Annotated in this window: 21 protein-coding genes; 10 read left to right on the top strand and 11 right to left on the bottom strand. The window is 69.7% G+C overall.

Annotation, left to right across the window (positions count from 1 at the left end):
- Positions 1-13 precede the first annotated feature (13 nt).
- The 5 genes from C4V41_RS17925 to C4V41_RS17945 are packed head-to-tail and all read right to left on the bottom strand — an operon-like array spanning position 14 to position 3928.
- Positions 14-442 (bottom strand): acyl-CoA thioesterase, encoded by a 429-nt coding sequence (locus tag C4V41_RS17925; protein ID WP_235030198.1) that lies wholly within the window; start codon positions 440-442, stop codon positions 14-16.
- Positions 443-445: 3 nt separating this feature from the next.
- Entirely contained in the window at positions 446-1084 is a 639-nt protein-coding gene (locus tag C4V41_RS17930) for a TetR/AcrR family transcriptional regulator (protein WP_235030199.1), read from the bottom strand.
- A gap of 29 nt (positions 1085-1113) precedes the next feature.
- Entirely contained in the window at positions 1114-1566 is a 453-nt protein-coding gene (locus tag C4V41_RS17935; protein ID WP_103957015.1) for a hypothetical protein, read from the bottom strand.
- Positions 1567-1586: 20 nt separating this feature from the next.
- The gene (locus C4V41_RS17940) at positions 1587-2129 is read right to left on the bottom strand and encodes a hypothetical protein (RefSeq protein ID WP_103957016.1); all 543 of its coding nucleotides are present in this window, start codon (positions 2127-2129) and stop codon (positions 1587-1589) included.
- Positions 2126-3928, bottom strand: a complete 1803-nt coding sequence (locus C4V41_RS17945; RefSeq protein WP_103957017.1) for a flavin-containing monooxygenase — start codon at positions 3926-3928, stop codon at positions 2126-2128. The genes C4V41_RS17940 and C4V41_RS17945 overlap by 4 nt, the downstream gene beginning before the upstream one ends.
- 195 nt (positions 3929-4123) lie before the next feature.
- Between C4V41_RS17945 and C4V41_RS17950 the strand changes: the two genes are divergently transcribed.
- The 5 genes from C4V41_RS17950 to C4V41_RS17970 all read left to right on the top strand — a co-directional run bounded on the left by C4V41_RS17950 (position 4124) and on the right by C4V41_RS17970 (position 8107).
- Complete coding sequence (locus C4V41_RS17950) at positions 4124-4699, top strand: DUF6939 family protein (protein ID WP_103957018.1); 576 nt, start codon at positions 4124-4126, stop codon at positions 4697-4699.
- Between the two features lie 112 nt (positions 4700-4811).
- On the top strand, positions 4812-6146 hold the full coding sequence (locus C4V41_RS17955) for a hypothetical protein (protein WP_103957019.1): 1335 nt from the start codon (positions 4812-4814) through the stop codon (positions 6144-6146).
- Positions 6147-6217: 71 nt separating this feature from the next.
- On the top strand, positions 6218-6568 hold the full coding sequence (locus C4V41_RS17960; RefSeq protein WP_103957020.1) for an ArsR/SmtB family transcription factor: 351 nt from the start codon (positions 6218-6220) through the stop codon (positions 6566-6568).
- A 20-nt stretch (positions 6569-6588) separates the two neighbouring features.
- Positions 6589-6834: a hypothetical protein gene (locus C4V41_RS17965; protein WP_200824049.1), complete on the top strand. Its 246-nt coding sequence runs from the start codon at positions 6589-6591 to the stop codon at positions 6832-6834.
- A gap of 109 nt (positions 6835-6943) precedes the next feature.
- Positions 6944-8107, top strand: coding sequence for an amidase family protein (locus C4V41_RS17970; protein ID WP_103957021.1), 1164 nt, complete (start codon positions 6944-6946; stop codon positions 8105-8107).
- On the opposite strand, the gene C4V41_RS17975 is transcribed toward C4V41_RS17970, so the two are convergent.
- The 4 genes from C4V41_RS17975 to C4V41_RS17990 all read right to left on the bottom strand — a co-directional run bounded on the left by C4V41_RS17975 (position 8089) and on the right by C4V41_RS17990 (position 10634).
- Positions 8089-8577 (bottom strand): DUF6653 family protein, encoded by a 489-nt coding sequence (locus tag C4V41_RS17975; RefSeq protein WP_103957022.1) that lies wholly within the window; start codon positions 8575-8577, stop codon positions 8089-8091. The two genes, C4V41_RS17970 and C4V41_RS17975, sit on opposite strands and share 19 nt — an antisense overlap.
- Positions 8574-9170 (bottom strand): TetR/AcrR family transcriptional regulator, encoded by a 597-nt coding sequence (locus tag C4V41_RS17980; RefSeq protein WP_103957023.1) that lies wholly within the window; start codon positions 9168-9170, stop codon positions 8574-8576. The genes C4V41_RS17975 and C4V41_RS17980 overlap by 4 nt, the downstream gene beginning before the upstream one ends.
- Before the next feature lie 76 nt (positions 9171-9246).
- Positions 9247-10011, bottom strand: a complete 765-nt coding sequence (locus tag C4V41_RS17985; protein ID WP_103957024.1) for an SGNH/GDSL hydrolase family protein — start codon at positions 10009-10011, stop codon at positions 9247-9249.
- 2 nt (positions 10012-10013) lie between these two features.
- Positions 10014-10634, bottom strand: a complete 621-nt coding sequence (locus tag C4V41_RS17990) for an NAD(P)-dependent oxidoreductase (protein ID WP_103957025.1) — start codon at positions 10632-10634, stop codon at positions 10014-10016.
- Positions 10635-10721: 87 nt separating this feature from the next.
- On the opposite strand from C4V41_RS17990, the gene C4V41_RS17995 reads away from it, so the two are divergent.
- Together C4V41_RS17995 and C4V41_RS18000 are read left to right on the top strand one after the other, a co-directional pair.
- Positions 10722-11294: a TetR/AcrR family transcriptional regulator gene (locus tag C4V41_RS17995; protein WP_160150315.1), complete on the top strand. Its 573-nt coding sequence runs from the start codon at positions 10722-10724 to the stop codon at positions 11292-11294.
- Between the two features lie 66 nt (positions 11295-11360).
- Positions 11361-11942, top strand: coding sequence for a DUF6461 domain-containing protein (locus tag C4V41_RS18000; RefSeq protein WP_235030200.1), 582 nt, complete (start codon positions 11361-11363; stop codon positions 11940-11942).
- On the opposite strand, the gene C4V41_RS18005 is transcribed toward C4V41_RS18000, so the two are convergent.
- Positions 11939-12958, bottom strand: coding sequence for a LacI family DNA-binding transcriptional regulator (locus C4V41_RS18005; protein ID WP_407670000.1), 1020 nt, complete (start codon positions 12956-12958; stop codon positions 11939-11941). The two genes, C4V41_RS18000 and C4V41_RS18005, sit on opposite strands and share 4 nt — an antisense overlap.
- A gap of 145 nt (positions 12959-13103) precedes the next feature.
- Between C4V41_RS18005 and C4V41_RS18010 the strand changes: the two genes are divergently transcribed.
- Positions 13104-13751, top strand: a complete 648-nt coding sequence (locus C4V41_RS18010; RefSeq protein ID WP_103957027.1) for a polysaccharide lyase family 7 protein — start codon at positions 13104-13106, stop codon at positions 13749-13751.
- A 3-nt stretch (positions 13752-13754) separates the two neighbouring features.
- On the top strand, positions 13755-13907 hold the full coding sequence (locus C4V41_RS61865; RefSeq protein WP_160150316.1) for a hypothetical protein: 153 nt from the start codon (positions 13755-13757) through the stop codon (positions 13905-13907).
- Here the strand turns inward: C4V41_RS61865 and C4V41_RS18015 are convergent.
- Positions 13904-14701, bottom strand: coding sequence for a class I SAM-dependent methyltransferase (locus tag C4V41_RS18015; RefSeq protein WP_103957028.1), 798 nt, complete (start codon positions 14699-14701; stop codon positions 13904-13906). The genes C4V41_RS61865 and C4V41_RS18015 overlap by 4 nt on opposite strands.
- 71 nt (positions 14702-14772) lie before the next feature.
- Between C4V41_RS18015 and C4V41_RS18020 the strand changes: the two genes are divergently transcribed.
- Entirely contained in the window at positions 14773-15360 is a 588-nt protein-coding gene (locus C4V41_RS18020; RefSeq protein WP_103957029.1) for a TetR/AcrR family transcriptional regulator, read from the top strand.
- The last annotated feature ends 13 nt before the right edge of the window (positions 15361-15373 follow it).

Consider the following 15373-nt stretch of genomic DNA (forward strand, 5'->3'; position numbering starts at 1 on the left):
CTTGGTCAGGCTTTCAGGCGGTCGTCACGGGCAGCAGGAGGGGCTCGGCCGCGGCACGGAGTTCGGAGCTGAACGGCGCCGGGCGGAATGTGGCGGGGTCGAGGTTGACGTTCACGCGATAGCCCTCGGCGTGCACGATCGAGCGGTCAGGGGAGAGCACGCGGAAACCGTAGACGCCGCTGGTGCGGCCCATCCGATCCATCCAGAAGTCCACCAGCACCTCACCCGCGCCGACGATGGGAGCGTTGTAGGTGATTTTGAACTCGCGGACCGCCAGATAGACGTCCTTGAAGCGGGAGATCGCCGGGTCGAAATTCCAGCCCTGCTCCGCCCAGAAGGCCGAAATGGCGCGCTCGACGAGCAGGGCGTAACGCGAGTTGTGCAGCAGGCCCATGGCGTCGAGGTCGTCGAAATGGACCTGGGCGGGACGGGTTTCCGGCAACGTTCAGTCCTCCGGGAGAAGTGCGGGGTCGGTGGTCAGGGCGCGCAGCCGGTGCAGGACGGCGCGGCGGGCCCGGTCATAGGCGATGTCGCCCAGCAGGCCCGCGTGGGTGATCGAGGCCTCTCCGAGCGCGTCGATCTCGTACGCGAGCTGGGCGGCGTCGGTGTCGTCAGCCAGCTCGCCCAGGTCCATCGCCTCGCGCACCACCCGCTCGACCAGGCCGAGCCAGTCGGCCAGCGCCTTGGCGACGCGCTCGCGTACGGGCCCTGGGCGGTCGTCGAACTCGACCTGGGCCACGAAGAAGAAGCACCCTCCCGGCAGGACCTTCGCCTCGTAGAAGCGCAGGCGGGCCTCGTGCAGGGCCAGGACGCGGCGTACGCCGGGGGGTGTCTGGTGCGCGGGCTTGACGATCTCGTCGATCCATTGGCGGGCGGCCCAGTCGATGGCGTCGAGCTGGAGTTGCTCCTTATCGCGCCAATGAGCGAAAAATCCGGACTTGCTTACTCCGGCGGCGGTCGCCAGCCTGCCCAGGGTGAGCCCGTCGAGCCCGTCCACCGAGGCCAGCGACACCGCCTTTTCGAGGATCGCCTCCCGGCTGCGCCGGCCGCGCTCCAGGCGGCCGTCCTCCTTGCTGTCCTTCACATGTTCAGCGTACATGAACGACCGATCGTTCACATAGTTGAGCCCACGCTCCCCCGCCGCCCGAACCGGTCCGCCACCGCGTCGAACATCGCCACCGCCCGCCCCGGATCCGTCACCTCGGCCACCGGCCGGCCGAGCTGCGGGTCGTACCCCTCGAACCCGGACACGCGCTCGACCAGGGCCGCCACCTCGTACAGCAGCCCGACCACCCGGCGCGCCTCCTCACCGTGGGTCCAGTAGGGGGCGCTCATCTCCCAGCCGCCCTCCCAGTGGTTCACCGAGATGCCGGTGGTCTCGTGGTCCATCTCCCAGTTCGGCGGGTAGGCGACGATGCGTATGTCACCCTCGCCGAGCAGCTCTTTCGCCTGGGCGACGACGTTGTCCCAGGCGACGGGGTCGGGCGGGAGCGGCTCGGTCCTGTCCAGCGCCTCGTCCCAGCTCTGGCCGGGCTCGCGGCGGGCGAAATAGAGGTCATAACTCATGCTGGACGAAAATACCGGCTCTACGGATCTTGGCGCAGGTCCCGGAAGGTGTGGGGCATGGGCTTGTCCGTGCACCACTCGCCGTGCAGGTCTCCGACGGATTCGATCGAGGACGAGATCGCCGCGTGCGGCGGGAAGTAGGCCGGGTCGAGCTCGAAGCTCACCCGGGTGCCGGCGATCGCCGAGGCCGACCTCTCCGGCGGGCCGGTGGGCGTGGTCCCGGCCAGTTCCTGGCGATGTTCGCCGACTTCGACCACCGTGCGCACGCTCAGGGCGGCGGCCGCGGCCTGCACCCAGCGGTGGCGGTCCAGGAGGCCGGCGCCGGGTTCGGAGGGCTGGTCGTCCCAGACGGTGAAGCTCAGGTCGCCCGTGATCTCGGCGCCGGCCTGGGCGTGGTCGCCGCCCATCAGGTGGAGGGCGTCCGACAGGACGGCGCGGAGGATCTCCGTCGGGAGGGCCGGGTCCTCGCGGGCGACGCGGAAGTACATGGCGGGGCGCTCGCGTACCGAGTCCTCCATGCTCAGGACCTTGATGTCCGCGGCCGTGTAGATCTGACGTCTCACTTTTTCCGGAACTCCAGGCCCTCGAAGGTGCTCGACGTGCGCCATTGATCGATGTAGGCGAAATACGCCATGGCCCCGTGCGGGTGGCCGACGTTGAGGCGGCCCTTGCGGCCGAGGTCCCGGCCCTCGTTGTTGTAGTAGCCGGGCGTGCAGTCCGGGGAGCTCAGGAGCGGGCCCGGGCCCGAGAGCAGCAGCTCCACCCAGTCGTCCTCGGCCTGCCGGGTGGCCTCGACCTCGGTGTAGCCGTGGTCCAGGGCGTGTCTGACGGTGACGGCGATGGTCGCGCCCGCCTCTGTCAGGTTGTGGGGGATGTTGGAGATGAGGTTGGCGGCCTGGGTCGGCTGGACGAGGAAGGCGTTCGGGAAGCCGTGCACGTGGATGCCGTGCAGCGTGCGCATGCCCTCCGCCCAGTGGTCCGACAACCTGACCCCGTCGCGGCCCACCAGGTCGTAGTTGGCGCGGCGGGTGTAGTCGGTGCCGACCTCGAAGCCCGAGGCGTAGATCACGCAGTCGACCTCGTACTCCCTGCCGCCCGCCACCACGCCCTTCGCGGTGACGCGGTCCACGCCCTGGCCGCCGGTGTCGACGAGGTGGGTGCCGGGGACGTTGAAGGCCTGCAGGTATTCGTCGTGGAAGCAGGGACGCTTGCAGAGCTGGCGGTACCACGCCTTCAGGTTCTGGGCGGTCTCCCGGTCCTCGACGATGGCGTCGACGCGGGCGCGGATCTCCTCCATCTTCTCGAAGTCGGAGTCCTCGAACGCGGCCAGCATGTTCGGCTGGGTGAACTCCTCCGGCGGCAGGGCCATGATCCTGGCGCGTACGCGGCGGGCCAGGTCGGTCCAGCCGTCCATGACCAGGTCCTCGTCGGTCAGGGCGCCGGTCTGGTTGGCGGTGAAGTTCTCCAGCCAGCGCCGCTGCCAGCCGGGCGTCGCGATGGTGGCGAACCAGCCGGGGTCGGTCGGGCGGTTGTCCCGTACGTCGACCGAGGAGGGGGTGCGCTGGAAGACGTACAGCTCCGCGCACGCCGGCGCCAGCCTTGGCACGCACTGTACGGCCGTCGCGCCCGTGCCGATGATCGCCACCCGCTTGTCGGACAGCCGGTCCATGGGCGCGCCGGAGGGGTCGCCGCCGGTGTAGGCGTAGTCCCAGCGGCTCGTGTGGAACGAGTGCCCCGCGAAGTCGTCGATCCCCTGGATGCCGGGCAGTTTCGGCACGTGCAGCGGGCCGATGCCCAGGGCGACGAACTGGGCGGTGAACGCGTCGCCCCGGCTGGTACGGATCAGCCAGCGGCCGCCGAGCCATTCGAGGGCCACGACCTCGGTGTGGAAGAGGGCGTTGTCGTACAGGCCGTAGTGCTTGCCGATGCGGCGGCAGTGTTCGAGGATCTCGGGCGCGTGGGCGTACTTCTCGGTGGGCATGTGGCCGGTCTCTTCGAGCAGCGGCATGTACACGAACGAGGCCGTGTCGCACTGGGCGCCCGGGTAGCGGTTCCAGTACCAGGTGCCGCCGAAGTCGCCCGCCTTGTCGATGATCCGGACGTCCTCGACACCCGCCTCCTTGAGCCGCGCGCCGGTGACGAGCCCGGCGAAGCCACCGCCGACGAACGCGACCGTCACGTGGTCGGTCTTGGGCGCGCGTTCGGTCAGGGGTGTGTACGGGTCTTCGAGGTAGTGCGCGAAGCGGCCGGTGAGGCGGAGGTACTGGTCGTTGCCGTCGGGGCGCAGCCGCTTGTCACGCTCTTCACGATATTTCCGGCGCAGGGCCTCTTTGTCGATGCTGGGACGGTCGGCGACGGTCATGCATCCCTCCCGAGGCGGGGGCGTGAATTCCAGAATGTCATTCGGTAATGACATCCGGCAAGCCTCCGGGGCCGCTGCCGGCGGCGCCCCCCGTGGTGCTGCCGGTGGTGCCCGCCCGGGGATTCTGTCGGCGCCGCCCGCCGTGATTCTGTCGGTGCCGCCCGCCATCCTGGATCCCGTCGGAAGGATCCCCCCGTGCCCATCCAGATAGCCAGTCGGCGGCGCTCCGCGGCCTCACTCGCCAAGGCGTTCCCCGCGGCACACCTCATCGACGTGACGTCCAGGGCGGAGGAGCCCTGGGTGCGGCTGAGCCCGTTCTATCCGCATGGGGGCATTCCGGTGCCCGAGACGCCGGGGGTCACCGGTCAGTCGGTCGAGGGGATCTGGCAGGCGCTCAAGGTCTTCGAGACCGAGGACGTCGATCCCGCCAGGCTCCGGATCACCACGATGACCGGGCTCAAGCGCACGGTCAGAAAGCACGGGCCCGTCTTGGGCCACCGCGACGGGCTCCATGGAGAGCGGCTGCTGCCGTACGAGAGCGCCAGGCGCCGCATCTACCTGCCCGCCTACCGGTGGGTCCTTGAGCACGAGGTCGCCGACCTGGTCGAGCGGCTACGCGAGCTGGCCGCCGAAGAGGACGTCGTATTACTCGACTACACGACCAACGGCGACGTCACCGACCTGACGACGCCACTCTCCCACGCCGCGCTCATCCGCCTCCAGGCCCTGAACGAGTGGCCGGCCTGCCCGGTGAACTGGCCTGGGGAGTGAGCCGGCCCGGTCGGCGGGCCGGGCGGCGTTGGTGCGCTGGGCGGCGTCGGCGAGGCGGGCGATGGAGTGCCACTATTGTGGGGATCTGGACACACGAGGAAGCTGATTCGTCTTGGCCCATCGCGCACTGGTCATCGCCATGTTGCCCGCGATCGGGCTGCGAGTGCTCGCGGTGCTCGGCTTCCCCCCGTCGATCCTCTTCTACGGCGACTCCTTCGCCTTCCTGCGTGAGGAGCTGACCCCCGGAACCACCCGGCCCTCCGGCTACTCCCTGTTCCTGGCGCTGCTGCGTCCGGCGCACAGCCTCACGCTGGTGACGGTGCTGCAGCACCTGCTCGGGCTGGCGCTCGCGGTGGCCGTCTACGCGCTGCTGCGCCGCCGTGGCCTGCCTGGCTGGGGGGCGACGCTGCTGGTCACCCCGCTGCTGTACGACGAGTTCCTGGTGCTGCTGGAGCACATGATCATGGCGGACGCCATCTTCATCGTGCTGATCACGGCCGCCATCGCGCTCCTCGTCTGGCGGGTCACCCCGGCCACGGCCGCCGTGGGCGGGGCCCTGCTGGGGCTGGCCGGGATCACCAGGACGGTCGGTCTGCCGCTGCTGATCCTGACGGCCGGATATCTGCTGATCAGGCGCTACGGCTGGCGACCGCTGGTGGCGCTGCTGGTGGCCGGGGCGATTCCGCTGGGCGCGTACGCCACGTGGATGAAGGTCGAGAAGGGCAAGTTCGGGCTCACCGAGGCCGACGGGAACTTCCTGTGGTCCAGGACCATGAGCTTCGCCGACTGCGGGGTGATCAAACCGCCCGAGCGGCTGGCCGTGCTCTGCCCGAACATGCCGGTTGAGCAGCGCCCCTACCCTCCCTACTGGCTGTGGGAGAGCTTTTCGCCGCTGCTCAAGGTGCCGGGCGCGGCCAATCGCAACCAGCTCGCAGGGGAGTTCGCCAGGCAGGCCATCCTCGCCCAGCCCGTCGACTATCTGGGCGCGGTCGCGACCGACCTCACGCAGTTGCTGCGCTGGGAGCGTACCGGGGCGGAGGAGAAGACCCCGTACAAGCTGCCCACCTCGGAGCGGCCGCTGAGCGAGTCGGTGCGGGGGGTCGCCGAATCGTACGAATCTGGTCCGGCCGCCACGCGGGTGGTGGAGCCGTTCGCCGGGTGGCTGCGGGCGTACCAGCGGTTCGGGTATGTGCCGTTCCCGCTGCTCATGCTGGCCCTGGGCGGGGCGCTCGTGGCCGCGCTGGTCAGGCGGCGCTGGGACGCGCTGCTGCCGGGGCTGGCCGCGCTCGCGCTGGTCGCCTCGCCACCGTTCCTGGCCGCCTTCGACGTGCGGTACGTGATTCCGGCGATCCCGCTGATCTGCCTGGCGGTCGGGCTGACGCTGGGTGGCTCGCGTGAAGGCGATCAGGCCGCGAAGAGGGAGCGGGAGACGCTCAACGTGGCCTAGGCTCCATTGCCGACGGGCGAGGGCTAATGTTACGGTTTCAGGTGTAACAACAATCTTACAGGTGGACGTTTATGACGGAGGCCGGGCCGACGGGTGACGACCTGGTCGAGATGCTGGCGGCCCTGGCCAACCCGCTGCGGCTGCGCATCGTCGCGGAGCTGGCCGGCGGTCGCGACTACGTGAGCCACCTGGCTCGGGTGATCGGCATCAGCCGCCCTCTGCTCCACATGCACCTGCGCAAGCTGGAGTCCGCCGGGCTGATCGCCGGCAGCCTGGAGCTGTCGGACGATGGCAAGGCCATGAAGTACTACGAGGTCACCGACTTCAGCCTGCACCTGACCGCGCCGGCTGTTGCAGCGGCGGCCAAGACCCTCACCCGGCCGGACCCGGAGCAGGGTCCCGGATCCAAGGAGCGCTCCTGATGGCAATGTCCTGACCTGAGGTGATCTTCTACCTGGGCGTGCTGATCCTGGTCACGTTCCGGATCAGCGTGGTCGTCGTGGGCATGTTCGACAATCGCAAGACCAAACTGCAGGCCGACCAGGCCGATGACCTGCGTCAGCTCGTACGGCGGTTCGAGCAGCTCGCCGAGAACACCATGGACGCCCAGCAGCGCACGGCCGCCGACCTGGCGGAGCTGCGCTCCCGCGCCACAGCGATCGAGCAGATCCTCAGAACGGTCGAGTAGCCGGGTGGACGGCTGTCCGTGTCCGGCTGATCGGTGGGTGATGCGGGCCGTGCGACCATGGCGGTGACTCGCCTGAGGAGGGCCTGAGGAGGGCCTGAGGAGGGATCGTATGTCGGCCGATTCCCTGCGGTGCTGGGTTCCGGGCTCCTTCGCGATGCCGGCGGCCGAGGCTGGGCCGTTGCGGCATCGGTCTGTGGCGGTCAAGGATCTGTTCGCGGTCAGGGGGCACGTGTCGTCTTTTGGGCATCCGCGCTGGCGGGAGACCCATGCCCCGGCGACCGAGACGGCTCCCGTGGTCGAGCGGCTCATCGGGGCCGGGGCGTCCGTCCGGGGGATGGCCAAGCTGGATCAGTTGGCCTATTCGCTGACCGGCAGCATGGGTGAGGGTGAGCAGCCGATCAATCCGGTCAACCCGGGCAGGTTCACCGGCGGATCGTCGTCAGGGTCGGCGTCCGCCGTCGCGGGTGGTGAGGCGGATCTTGGGCTCGGCACCGATACGGCGGGATCCATCAGGGTGCCGGCGGCCGCGTGCGGGCTGTTCGGCTATCGGCCCACGCATGGGCTGGTCGACTCTCGCGGGGTGCTGCCGCTGGCGCCGTCGTTCGATGTCGTCGGACTCATGGCCAGGGACGCCGAGCTGCTGCTCATCGCCGCGAGGGTGCTGGCGGAGGTCGCGGCTCCCCCGGTCGGTGAGGTGCGGGTGCTCGATGATGCGCCCGTTGAGCCGTTCGTCGCCCGGGCGGTGGAAGGGGTGGCGGCGGCGCTCGGCGGGCGGGTCGTGCGAGGGCTGGGCGGGCTGGTGAGTCAGGAGGTGGCCGAGCTGTTCTCGCGGCTGCAGGGGCGGGAGGTCTGGGCGGCGCACGGGGACTGGGTCTCGGCCAACGAAGGGTTTCTGGCGGAGGACGTACGGAGGCGGCTCGCGCGGGCGAAGGCGTTCGGTGAAGGGACGGGCCAGGCCGATGAGAGTGCTTGGGCGGAATATCGGGAATTGTTCGCCACGGTGCTGAGGCCCGGGTCCATCGCGGTCATGCCCGTGCTGGCCGATCTTCCCCCGCTGCGTACGGCGGCCGAGGAGGAGTTGGTGGCGTTTCGGCGGCAGGCCCTGCTGTTCAACGCGCCGGCCGGCCTGGCGGGGGCGCCCGTGGTGGTGGTCCCCGTACGGGCCGGTGGTTCGGTCACCGGGGTCGGGCTGATGGGCCGGCCGGGCTCCGACGGTACGCTGCTGGAGGCCGCGCGAGCCCTGTCAGCCGGTGATCAGCTCGTCGTCGTGTGACCCGTACTCTCCAGATAGAGCAGGCCGAGGCGGTCGATGCGCCAGAGCTGGCCCAGCGTGATCAGAGTGGCGCCGAACACCGTCGGCCACGGCTCCAGCGCGACCAGCCCCCACCCGAGCAGCGCGAACCCAGCCGACCCCACCCCGATGAGCAACCGCTGCACGTTGCGATGATCGTCGCTGATCAGGGACCGGTCGCGAAGCCACATCTTCTCCCCGTAGATGCCCCGGGCCGTCCAGCTCTCCGGCCGCTCGATCGGCGGGAAGACGTGCGGGTTGAGCGCCAGCCAGACGACGACCAGCGCCACCGGGACCAGCGCCCACCAGCCGAGCCATTCCCTGCTCCAGATCGCCCCGATCATCAGCGGGATGGCGGCGAACCGAGTCCAGACGCTCCACGGGTTGGCGTGCCGCTTCCACGCCTCGTCGGTCATGCCCACGGCGCGCGCGTACCGCTTCGGCACGTTCATGCGATCAGCCCTCTCGCCAGCGCGTTGATGGTGGCCTCGACCACCTGCTCGTGGTCGGGCCCGAACCTGTCGCGGTTGAGCACCAGCAGCCCCGCCGTACGCAGGACGCCGACCAGCACCTCCGGCGCGACGTCCGCGACGATCACCCCGTCGGCCTGCCCCCGGGCGAGGTAGTCGATCAGCGGCGTGAGGAGGTGCGGCGTGACGCGGGCGACCTCCTCGGCCCCGACCCGGCGGGCCACCGCCTCCAGTTCGTCGGGGCGGGTGATCAGCCGGCGGTAGAACGGGTCGGTGGTGAGCACCTCGATCATGCTCCGCATCAGCGCCACCAGCGCCTCCGCGCTCGGCGGCCGGTCGAGCGCGGCGGCCAGCAGCTTGCCCATCAGGGGCGCCCTGCGGATCATGACCTCTTTGTAGAGCTCCTCCTTGGAGTCGTAGAACGCGTAGAAGCTGCCCTTGGCGATGCCGGCGGGGGCGACCAGTTCGTCGAGCGAGGTCTTCTTCAGGCCCTGGGTGGCGAAGAGCTCTTCCGCGGTGTCGAGCAGCGACGCGGCGATGCGGGCTTTGTCCTGTGCCGTGAACGCGACGGCCATGCTCTGCCCCTATGACTTGTTTGGATTTTCAGTCACAGCCTAGCAGGAGCGCCCTGTTCCGGTGAGAGGTGTTTCCTCAAAGGCCATGGAGCCAGTCTGTGGTGAGATCGGCGACGATGGCGCCACCCCGGTCGGCCAGGTGGACGTGGTCGACGAGCAGTTCGCGGCCGCCGGAGCGGGCGATCTCGTCCCAGCCGCGCTGGAACAGGTAGTGCTGGGCCGCGGCCTCGAAGGCCAGCGGGAAGCTGAAGTCGTACGCCGTTCTGGGGCCTTCGCGCAGGATCTCGGCCATGCGCTCGTGCAGGGGCAGGTAGTCGGCGTTCGCCTGGGTCGCGATCTCCTTGATGGCGGCGTTGTAGCCGGTCAGTTTGCGGTTGATGTCGGTGTTCAGGTCCTCGCCCAGTGGTGGGAGGGACATGAGGGCGACGCGGGCGCCGGTCTGAGCTTTGACGCGCTCGATCGTGCCGCGGAGATTGTTCCGGTACTGGTCGAGGGGGACGTCGTCGCGTACGTCGTTGGTGCCGATCAGCAGGGTGACCGCGGCCGGACGGCACGCCACGATGTCGCTGTCGACGCGTCGCAGCAGGTCGGCCGAGGTGTTGCCGTTGATGCCGGCGTTGACGAACTCGTACGCGGGATGTTTGGCGCGCAGCGCGGCCAACCAGTTCGCCCCGAGCGAGCCCTGCGTCAGGCTGTCGCCGGCGGCCACCACGCGGGGCCGGGTGGGTTCCGCGGTGCAGGCGGCGGGCGGGTTGTCGGGCGGGCGGAGAAAGGTCAGATATCCGACCAGACCTGCGGCGGCGACGAGCAGGCAGAGAGAGATCACGATCAGTCGCTTCATCGTCAGTAGCCCACGGAGACGGTGTGGCCGATCGTGGCCTCGTCGTCGAGCGTGGCCAGGATGGCGTCGGCGAGGTCGGCGCGGGCGATGGTGATGCCGCGCCGGACGTTCTCGTCGACGGCGGTCCGGTAGGGGCGGCGTTCGCCGTCGGTGAGACGCGGCGGCCGCATGATCGTCCAGTCGAGGCCGCTGGCGCGGACGGCCTCCTCGGTACGGGCGAAGTCGGCGAACCCCTCCCGCAGGAACAGCCCGAGCAGCGGCTTGACCACGGCCCGATTGAGCGGCCCGTCACCGGCGTCCACGACGTGCCCGCTGGCCGTGACGACGACCAGGCGGCGCAGCCCTGTCTCGCGCATCGCGGTGATGATCGACCGGGCCCCGTCGGCGCACACGGAGCCGGCGCCACGGCCGCGCGGGCCCAGGGCGGAAACGGCGGCGTCCCGGCCGGTCAGGGCCTCCTCGATCGCGCGGGGGTCCATCACGTCCGCGACCACCTGATCGAGCCCAGGAACGTCAGGCAGGCGGCGGCGTACCACCGCGGTGACGTGATGCCCGGCGGCGAGCGCCTGCTCCACCACGTGCCGCCCGGTCCCGCGGGTCGCGCCGAAGACGGTGATCTCCACTACGCTCCTCCTTGGTTAGTAAACACTCACTCACAAGACCGAGAGGTTAGTGAGTGTTTACTCACCCGTCAAGACGAAGGAGGAGAAATGGGCACCAGGGACGTGATCCTCGACGCGGCGGCCAAGGTGGTGGCCGAGCAGGGCCTGGTCAACGCGACCACCCGCCAGATCGCGCGGGCCGCCGGATTCACCGAGGCGGCCCTGTACAAACACTTCACCAACAAGGCCGACCTGCTGCTGGCGGTGGTCCGGGAGCGCTCGCCCGGCTTCACGGAGTTCGCCCGGGCTCTGCGCGGCGGAGGCGAGCTCGTGGACGACCTCACCGCCGTGGCGCGGGCGGCGATCGACTTCTACCGGTCCGGGTTCCCGATGCTGGCCTCGATGTTCGCCGACCCGGACACCCTGACCGCGTACAAGGAGGAGCTACGCAAGCATGGCGTCGGCCCGCACAAGGTCAACGAGGCGGTCGCCGGCTATCTGCGTGCCCAGCGGGAGGCGGGCCGGGTGCGCCCGGACGCCGACGTGTACGCCGCCGCCGGACTGCTCCTCGGCGCCTGTTTCCAGCACGCGTTCCTGCATCACATGTCCGCACCGGGGCAGCGCGACGACGAGGAGGCGGCGTCGGGCTTCGCCCGTACAGTGCTCGAATCGCTCGCATGACCGGTCCCGAGGCCGGATAGCTTGATGCTGCTGCACCCCCCGAGCCCGAACGGATTGGATCGCCACATGATGATCGACGACTACGCCTGGTTCTCGTGCGAGCGCTACCCCGACCTGGCGGACGCCTATTGCTTCACCTACGTCCGCGGCCTGACCCCCGAGCAACTGGTGACCCGGCTCGGCGGCCGGACGGAGGACTTCTCCCTCATGACGCTCGGGGAGCTGGTCGACGCGGCCTACTCGCGGCCCGACAGTGACGGCATGTTGTTCGGGGCCACGGCGGTGGGCGACTGGGTGTTCATGGTCGAGCCCAACGGCCTGCTCGGCATCACGGAGGAGACCATCATGCCGTTGTCGGCGGGCACCCGGCTCGTCTCCCATTTCTTGAACATCGAGGGTGATGACTACTTCTACTGGGCCGAAGACGGAGAAATCCGGTTCGCCTTCCTGTCGCAGGAAGGCTATTCACCGCAGACCCCGGGCGAGCTCGTGGAGACCATGCGCCGGATCACCTCCGACCACGGCCACACCTACCCCCACAACGGGCCCGCGTTCCTGCTGGCCGAGCAGCTCACGGGGATCCGGCTGACCCCGCAACTGCTGGAGGAGTCGATCTACCTGTCCGGAGCCGTCCCCGAGCCGAGCTAGGCCCTGACGGGGGCCGTGCTCTCGCGGACGACCAGGCTGGTGGCCAGCTCGACGCGCAGCGTCTCGGGCGTCTGCCCGTTGATGAGCTGCACCAGCATGCGGGCGGCCATCGCCGCCATGCTGGCCAGCGGCTGCCGCACCGTGGTGAGCGTGGGGGCGATCCACTGGGCGAAGGCCAGGTCGTCGAACCCGACCACGCTGACGTCGTCGGGCACGTGCAGCCCGAGCTGCCGGGCCGCCCGGTATGTCGCCAGCGCCTGCAGATCGTTGCCCGCGAACACGGCCGTGGGCCGGTCGGGCAGGCTCAGGAGTTCGAGGGCGTGCCGGTAGGCCGGCTCGTGGCTGTAGTCGCCGTGCCGGATCAGGGCCGGATCGGCCTCCATGCCGACCTGGTCGAGGGCCGCGCGGAAGCCGTCGAGCCGGGCCCGCGAGGTCAGCCGGTGGGCCGGCCCGGTGATCGCCGCGATCCGCCGGTGACCCAGCTCGATCAGGTGCTTGGTGGCGACGAAACCGCCGTTCCAGCTCGTCGAGCCGACCGACGGCACGTCGGGGCCCTCGTCCACGGACGGCTGCACCACCACGAAGGGAATGCCCATCCGGTCGAGCTCGCGCTGCTGGCCGGCCGAGAGCTCGGAGATGACCAGGATCGCGCCCAGCGAACCGCGCGTGGCGAGGTCGTCGAGCCACTGGCGGGCCACGCTGCTGCGCTTGTGCACGGCCGAGACGACCAGGCCCATGCCCTCGGCCTGCAACGCCTCCTCGGCGCCGTGGATCAGCTCCACCGCCCACGGGTTGTCGAGCTCGTTGATGACGAACTCGATCAGGCCGCCGGGCTGCTCGTAGCGGCCGGGCAGCGTGTAGCCGTGCTGCCCGAGCAGCCGCTGCACCTTGCCGCGCGTCTTCGCGGAGACATCCGACCTTCCGTGAAGCACCTTGGACACGGTCGAGACCGAGACCCCGGCTTTCGCCGCGATGTCGGCCATCGTGCTGCGCCGATCCGTCGTGATGTCGTCCACTGTGCACGTCCTCCTGCTCCCTAGTCTGCCGTGCTGGGAGGCTCTTGACGACATCCGATGTCTAGCCTACGTTTTCCGCAGGCCAATGTTTCGCAAAGTTTCGCAAATTCTGACTCTACGCCCCCCCGGAGAACAGGAGCGATCCATGGACAGAAGAGCCTTCCTCACCGCCGCCGGCACGGGTCTGGGACTCGTGGCCCTGCCCCGGCCTGCCGCCGCTGCCGCCGGGCCGATCGGCTCCGGCTGGACGGAGATCTCCCCCGGCTACTCCGTGCACCAGCCGCCGGACCGCACCCGGCACACGCTCAACACGGCCACCGGTGAGCACCATTTCTGGCTGTACGACACCGACCCCAGCACCTTCCCCGGCCAGGACTCGGGGCCGCGCAGCGAACTGCGTTTCCACAACGACTACACCTCTGGCCAGGCGCAGTTCGAGTGCGACATGAAGATCAAGGCCGGGGCGCACCGGGTCTGCGTCATGCAGGTCTTCGGCGGCGCCACGGCCGCGACCGCCTTCATGACGCTGGCCATGAACACCAACAGCATCAACTACTACGACTCCACGACGCGGATCTTCAGCCCGGTGTACGACACCTACATCAGGCTGAACGTCGTCCACGAAACGGCCATCGGCAAGGTGCACGTCTTCGTCAACCGCCAGTACCAGGCCAGCTTCAACGACCGCGGCGACGCCACCCACTACTTCAAGTGCGGCCTGTACGGCAGGTCGGCGATGTCGGCCAGGAGCGACGCCTACCTCAAGAACATCCACATCTACCGAAAGCCCTAGTCCTTGATCCGCTTCATCGTGAGCCTGGCCGGGCGTCGTGTCCACGGCGCCGGCGCTGTGGCGGTCGGGCCGCACCTGAAGACGCGCGACGCGGTGGTCAGTGTGCTGGGCGCGACCGCCGTACACGTGGTGTTGCCGGCCTTCTGGCAGGTCTAGATCCGGACGGCGGTGACCGCCACCGTCGCGTATTCCATCGTGAACGCGCCTCCCACCGCGTCGATCGCGGCCCCGATGCCCGCGAGCAGTTCCGCCTGTTGCTCCGGCGCGAACCGGCTGTGGCCGCCGTGCGTGGGAACCTGGTCCAGCCACTCGTCCCGGGTGTAGGTCCGCTCCCAGTCGTAGCGCGTCTGATCCGGCTCGCCGAACGCCTTCTCCGCCCGCATCCCGTCGGCCGCGTTGGTGAACATCACCGCGTACCCCTCCAACGGCGTCATCGTCGCCTTGGAGATCGGTAGTTCGGGCAGCACCCGCGCATAGACCTCGGCGAAGGTGGCGGAGACCTCGGGTGGGGGCTGGGCCACGTTCCAGAACACCGAGAGCCGGCCGCCGGGCCGCAGCACCTGCGCCGCCTTGGCCGCTCCCGCGACCGGGTCCACCCAGTGCCAGGTCTGCCCGGCGATGACGGTGTCGAAGGTCCGGCCGGCGGGTTCCCAGGCTTCGAACGCGGCCACCTCGACCTCCACCCCGCTACGCCGGGCCACGTCGGCCATCCGCGCGTCGACGTCGATGCCCAGCACCTTGCAGCCGGCCGCCTGGAACTGGCGGCTGGAGATGCCGGTGCCGCAGCCGACGTCGAGGACGTCCGGGCCGGGGCTGTCGGCGGCGATCGCGGCCACCATGGCACCGGGATAGCTGGGACGGGCCCGGTCATAGCGTTCGGGATCCGCGCCGAACGATTCCGCTACCTGTCTTAGCTGATGGGGCTGCTGCCCCGAAGGTATAGTGGGCATGCGCCCACGGTAGTGGGCAAGTGCCCACTCGTCAACGAGCGGGCTTCCCGAGTTCGAAGGAATGCGCGTACATGCCGACAGGGGTGGCCATCCGTGACGTGCGCGAGCAACTGTTCGACGCCGCCGAGCGCATTTTGCTCAGAGACGGGCCGAGTGAGCTGACCAGCCGGGCCGTGACCACGGAGGCGGGCTGCGCCAAAGGCGTCCTGCACCGGCATTTCACCGACTTCGACGGCTTTCTCGCCGAGTTCGTCCTCGACCGCGTCGATCGGATGGACGCCCGGGCCGCCGCCCTGCGCGAGTCAGCCGGCAGCGGCAGCGTCGCCGGCAACCTCGCCGACGCGCTGAAGGCCCTGTTCGAGTCGGTCGCCGTGGCGATCGTCGCCCTCGTCACCTTCCGGGACGAACTGCGCGCCCGGCTCCGTCAGACCTGGCCGGCCGGTGTTCCGGTCCTGACGGAGGCCATGGGGATGATCGAGTCCTACCTGGCCGCCGAACGGGACCTGGGCCGCCTCAGGGCGGACGCCGTGCCGGGCATGCTCGCGCCGACGCTGGTCGGCACCGCGCATCTGCTGTTCGCCGACCGGACGGGGCCGGCGCCGCGGGCCGAGGACGTACACCGGATGGTGAGCACGGTCATCTCCGGCGCCCTGCCCTAACCTGCCCTAGCCT

It is taken from the genome of Nonomuraea solani (genome assembly GCF_900108335.1).
GTDB lineage: Bacteria > Actinomycetota > Actinomycetes > Streptosporangiales > Streptosporangiaceae > Nonomuraea > Nonomuraea solani.